Genomic DNA, 4,922 nt, shown 5'->3' on the forward strand with positions numbered 1-4,922 from the left:
ATCCCGGCGAAAGTGATTGCGTCGTACTTTACCTGCCGGGGCAAGGCCTCAAGCAATTCAAGTCCGTGGAGGAAATGAAGAAGGATGTTAAGTTCTCCCCCTCACTCCTGCCCGAGCAGGATCAGGCGGACTCTCTGTCGAACGAGGGCTACGATCTTGGTGGCTTTAAAGACGTACCTCACGGCAAGAACTTTTTCGAGCACAGCGTTGAGCAACAAGTCGACAAGCAAGGGCGCGACACCGAGTATCGGATGGCACAGGCGCATGAGCGTGGCGTGGACCTGACCGAGCTGGACCAGATCGCTGGCGCTTCGTCGGATGACTTGCGCGAGTCGTTCGACGCCGACGGTCCACTCAAGGAGCGTGACCTCCGTCTGATCGAAGAGAATCGGCCTGAATGGTGGAAGAAAAGCTTGCAGGAGGATAGAGCAGCGCTCGGAGACTACCAGGAGGTAGCCGACCAGGATGCGGTCAAGTTGCAGGTGCTCGAATCGCAAATCCCGACGTTGGAGGAGCATACCGCTGACGCGATTCGCAAGGAGTGGGGGGAGAAGTATCCCGGCATGGATCCGGACGAGGTCGAAGTTGAGGTCAAGTTTCGCCTGAATCAGGAGGGGCCAAACCGCCTCAATCCGAATCCGAAACCCCAGTTCGAGATCAAGAAGGTGACGCTCACTCAGTATGTGGCGATAGGCAGGAAACTCGCCCAGGCTCAGACAGTCGACGATACAGGCATCGCAGGTCTGATATTCGATCGGTTGCCAGGCACGTCAATCGCGAGATCATTGAGGAAGGTGGAAGTCAGCGCGAAGATAAAGGACGAGAACGGCGACGTAGTTGAGACGCTTCACGCATCCGATCTGAACGCGCTTGCCCGGAAGCTGAACGTCGGCAAGAGCTATGAATCTCTGGTGAGTGAGAAGTACCCGGCGTTGCGCGAGCCCTGGAAAGATGCCTACAAGTCACAGATGAAGGCCGATTTCCAGGAAGCCAAGATGCGCGGTGACTTGTTGCCAGAGAACGAGAGGATCCGTTACCAGTGGGTGCAGGCGGTGCTCGACAACCCGGATTCCGCCACGCGACAAAAGGTGGGAGCCGACACCGTTCAGACCGACGAATTGACTGTCGATTTGCGGGGACCGAATAGTCTGAGGAGTATTCGCGATATTTTTCCAGTGAGCGGTGTGCTGGTGATCAGTGCAGCCACCAGTCATGGAAAGGGGCCGGTCGTGGTGTATACGCCCCACCCACCGGCCGGTGAGCCAGCGTTTCATCTCTTCGACAACCGCGAGGCTGTATCGAGGGCTGCCATATTCAAGAAACCGGAGTGGATCGAGTATTTCAAGGCGCGCATCGCGGACATCTCTGTGCCGAAAATAAAAGGAAAAGGCACGGATATGACCCGCTACGACGCCTTCGATCTGCACGCCAATCCCAGCGTTAGGTCAGGCTATTCAACGTTCTTGACTACGCGTGATCTCAAAGCTGGGGACTTTACCGAAGGGATGTACGACTCCGAGTTCGATCGAATAAAGGGGAATGCCGATGCCTTCACTGTCACCAATGAAGAAGTGCGCCGTGCCGAAGCGGATAAGCGCCAGGGCGTCATTTTAGGAACGTGGGACGAGATAAGAAATTTCGTGTTGATCGGTCGAAATTTTTCGACCCTTCCGCAGATCACCTCCCGCGCGAACGTGCGCAAGATCTTGGACCGTACTCCGAAAGGTCAGCATTTCTTCCGGAAAACCGATGGTGTGACCGGCGTTGTGCGTGACAACGCCAGCTTCAGCACCGCTGGCCCCTCATTGAAAGGCTGGGAGATCTCGAGCGTTAAGCACTTGAAATACAACAAGGACGATGATATCTATTGGGACGGGGCGAACAACCAGTATATCCGGATCGGTAACAAGATTTACAGGTCGCACTTCCTTTACGATGGCAGTGGCACGCGGGAGCGCGCCATCTTCCGGCACAGCAACATCCGGGAGCACGTCCATGTCGAGCGCGTGGGTGATAAATGGGTCGTGTTGCCATTTATCAGGACATTCGGGGGCGCTCGTCTGGTGCTGCCTAAATCATCCGAAATCGAGTGGCCAACAGACACGCAACAGGTAATGACGGAAAAGTTCTGGAACGACCGATTGGGTAGGGGGTATACAGACTACGCAACGAACAAAAATTTTTGGGACCAGTATTATCCCAAAGGCCATAAAGATTCCGGACGGAATCTGATGACGGTGGTGAGGATGGCTGACGAGACGCTCAAGCGTATCGCCTCCGCTGGTCGAGAGGTGGGCCCAGGATATCAACCACTTGTGCTGTATCGCGGCATGAAAAGAACCGAGTTTGAAGCACTCCAGAAGTGGAATAAGAAGCGCGCAGAGTCGGAGAGTTTTATTCGGGAGTGGACGCCGGAAGTGCCGTCGAAAACGGGAAAAACGGACGAGGTACAGTTCAACGAAGCGCTGGCGAAAAAGCTGAATGAGCGAAAGGATGAGAATAATGGTAAGGACCCGGAGCCGGTCATCATGCCGATCAGGAAACACGTTGGAGATTTGGATCAAGCGAAAGGCTATGCGACGAAGGACGACGAGGTGATTGTGAAGATTGTCTTGAAGCCCGGGGCGGAGCGCGTGATGTTCAATCCGACATACATGGCGATAGCGGGCAGCGGTAAAGACGGACGAGGCATCGCGCTCAGTCAGGGTGGAGAGTCCTACTTTCCGCGCGGGAACAAGCATGAAGGTGCTTTGCCCGGCTACATTGGCGTAAAGTCGGAATCGCGCGGGCCGTTCAGCCTGAGCCTGGGGGGAGACACCAAAACGCAGAAGCCGAACGCTGCGACAAGCGCCTTATTCCAACTGTTCGTCGACAAGGTGGAGGAAGCGCCGAAGTAAGCGATTCGCGAGTGCGCGATATTTGATGGGCAGGCGGCCAGGATTGAGGAACGCACCGTGAATGTCAGCATGTCGCCCGAAACGAATACGAAGGCGGCGGAAGTGATGCAGCCAGGCATGCGTGCGTTCAATAACCCTGCGATTTGCTAATCTTACTGTGTCAAAAACGGAATATTTCGCTGGCGCGTCCGCAGCATGGACACTGGCCAAGTCGAGCAAGCAAATGGTAGCTCAGGCTATGCCGTAATATGGGAGCGTGACGCTGCGCGCGCAGGACTGCCGCGCGGGAGGTAATCTGATGTGTGTGATTCATAGACATGGTTTCAATTACAGTAGTATGTGACGATGGAACGCGAAATTTCGATGCGATTACGTTGGGTGCGCATGTATCAAGAGATCGGCAACGCCGGTCTCGTGTGTACGCGTTGCGGGATCTCGAGGCCAACGCTTCGCAAGTGGCTGCGCCGCTACCAGGAGGCGGGAGAAGAAGGTCTTCGCTCTCAAAGCCGTCGCCCGCTGACCAGCCCGAATCGAAAGGTCTCTGACACTGATCGGGCAACGATTCTTCGCCTTCGGGCCGAGCGCAAGGGGGCCGGCGGATCCAGAATGAACTGCGACTGCACGAGCATTGGGAACTATCCCTCGCGACCATTCACAAGGTCTTGTGCGAGGCGCGTGTAAAGCCATTGACTCGACCCAGTCGGCCAACGCAGCCGAAACGCTATCGTCGTCCGGTTCCCGGAGATCGCGTCCAGATGGACACGATGAAGCTTGCGCGAAGTGTCTATCAGTACACGGCTTCGACGACTGTTCTCGTTTCCGTGTACTGGCCGTCTATCCGCGTAGAAATTCCCGAAATACGCTGCTTATCCTTGATCGTATCATTGAGGAAATGCCGTTTCCGATTCAACGGCAGCCGTCAATAAACGACGCCCTACCAATGGTAGGCAGAAGGTCAGATGCTAAGTGTCCGCGCGGACACATGCACTCAGACCGTGATGACAGAGAAACAGGACCTTCGAAGCAGACTGGTGGTTGGCCGCAGACGGGATGGCCGGCGGGAATTTGATGAAGATGCCGTGCGAGAGCTGATCGGGTTTTGCCTGAAGTCGGGGGTATCGATCGCCCCCGGCGTCAGACTAGACATAATGGTCGCTGCTGACTGAACCCCGCCGCAGGGGCCCGCCTCGGGTATCGTGGGTTGCGCACCGAAGTGTGCCGAGCCACATACGCCTGGGTGGGCCAGGCGCAGAACTTCAGGAGACGGGCCATGGACAAGATTATCAAGTTTTTTGTCGGATTGGACGTGCACAAAGACACCATCTCGATTGCGGTGTGCGAACCTAGTCGGGAGTCTGCGCGGTTTGCTGGCACCATCCGTCATGACGTGCCGACGCTGCTCAAGGTTTTACGCAAGTACGGTGAAGCCGCACAGGTCAACGTGGTGTACGAGGCGGGGCCAACCGGCTATGGCTTGTATCGCGAGCTCGCCGGACATGGCTACCAATGCCAGGTGATCGCCCCCTCGCTGACACCACGCCGCGGCGGGGACCGGATCAAGAACGACCGTCGCGACTGCCTGCGCCTGGCCGAACTGTCGCGGGCTGGCGAGCTCAAGGCGATCTGGATACCCGATGCCGCGCACGAGGCACTGCGCAACCTGTGGCGTGCCCGCGAAGATGCCGTGAACATGCGATTCAAGGCCCGTCAGCAACTCAAGGCATTCCTGCTGCGCCATGGACGCGTGTACCCGGGCAAGACGGCCTGGAGCCGCATGCACTTGCGCTGGATCGCCGATCAACGGTTTGAGCAAAGCGCCGACCAGTTGGCGTTTGCCGAATACCAGCATGCCGTCGAGGACACCCAGGCTCGCGTGGAGCGGCTCAGCGACGCACTGGAGCACAGCGTACTGTGTGAACAGGTTGCATCGGTCGTGGCTGCACTACGCGCCCTGCGCGGCATCGACACGGTCAGCGCCATCGGACTGGTAGCCGAGATTGGCGATATTGGGCGCTTTGCTACTGC

General features: G+C 57.0%; 2 protein-coding genes and 2 pseudogenes. 3 read left to right on the top strand and 1 reads right to left on the bottom strand.

Going from position 1 to position 4,922, the window contains the following annotated elements:
• Window positions 1-2,897, top strand: a 2,897-nt coding sequence (locus BT264_RS39490) for a dermonecrotic toxin domain-containing protein (RefSeq protein WP_218173376.1), incomplete at its 5' end; no start/stop codon positions are given.
• On the opposite strand, the pseudogene BT264_RS40355 reads toward BT264_RS39490, so the two are convergent.
• A pseudogene (locus BT264_RS40355) lies at window positions 2,853-3,038 on the bottom strand (hypothetical protein); the annotation flags it as partial. The gene BT264_RS39490 and the pseudogene BT264_RS40355 overlap by 45 nt on opposite strands.
• A 222-nt stretch (window positions 3,039-3,260) precedes the next feature.
• On the opposite strand from BT264_RS40355, the pseudogene BT264_RS36890 reads away from it, so the two are divergent.
• Window positions 3,261-3,810 (top strand): annotated as a pseudogene (locus tag BT264_RS36890) (helix-turn-helix domain-containing protein); the annotation flags it as partial.
• 357 nt (window positions 3,811-4,167) lie between these two features.
• On the top strand, window positions 4,168-4,922 hold a 755-nt coding region (locus BT264_RS36900), incomplete at its 3' end, for an IS110 family RNA-guided transposase (protein ID WP_143156773.1).

It is taken from the genome of Burkholderia sp. NFPP32, assembly GCF_900119325.1.
Taxonomy (GTDB): domain Bacteria; phylum Pseudomonadota; class Gammaproteobacteria; order Burkholderiales; family Burkholderiaceae; genus Burkholderia; species Burkholderia pyrrocinia_C.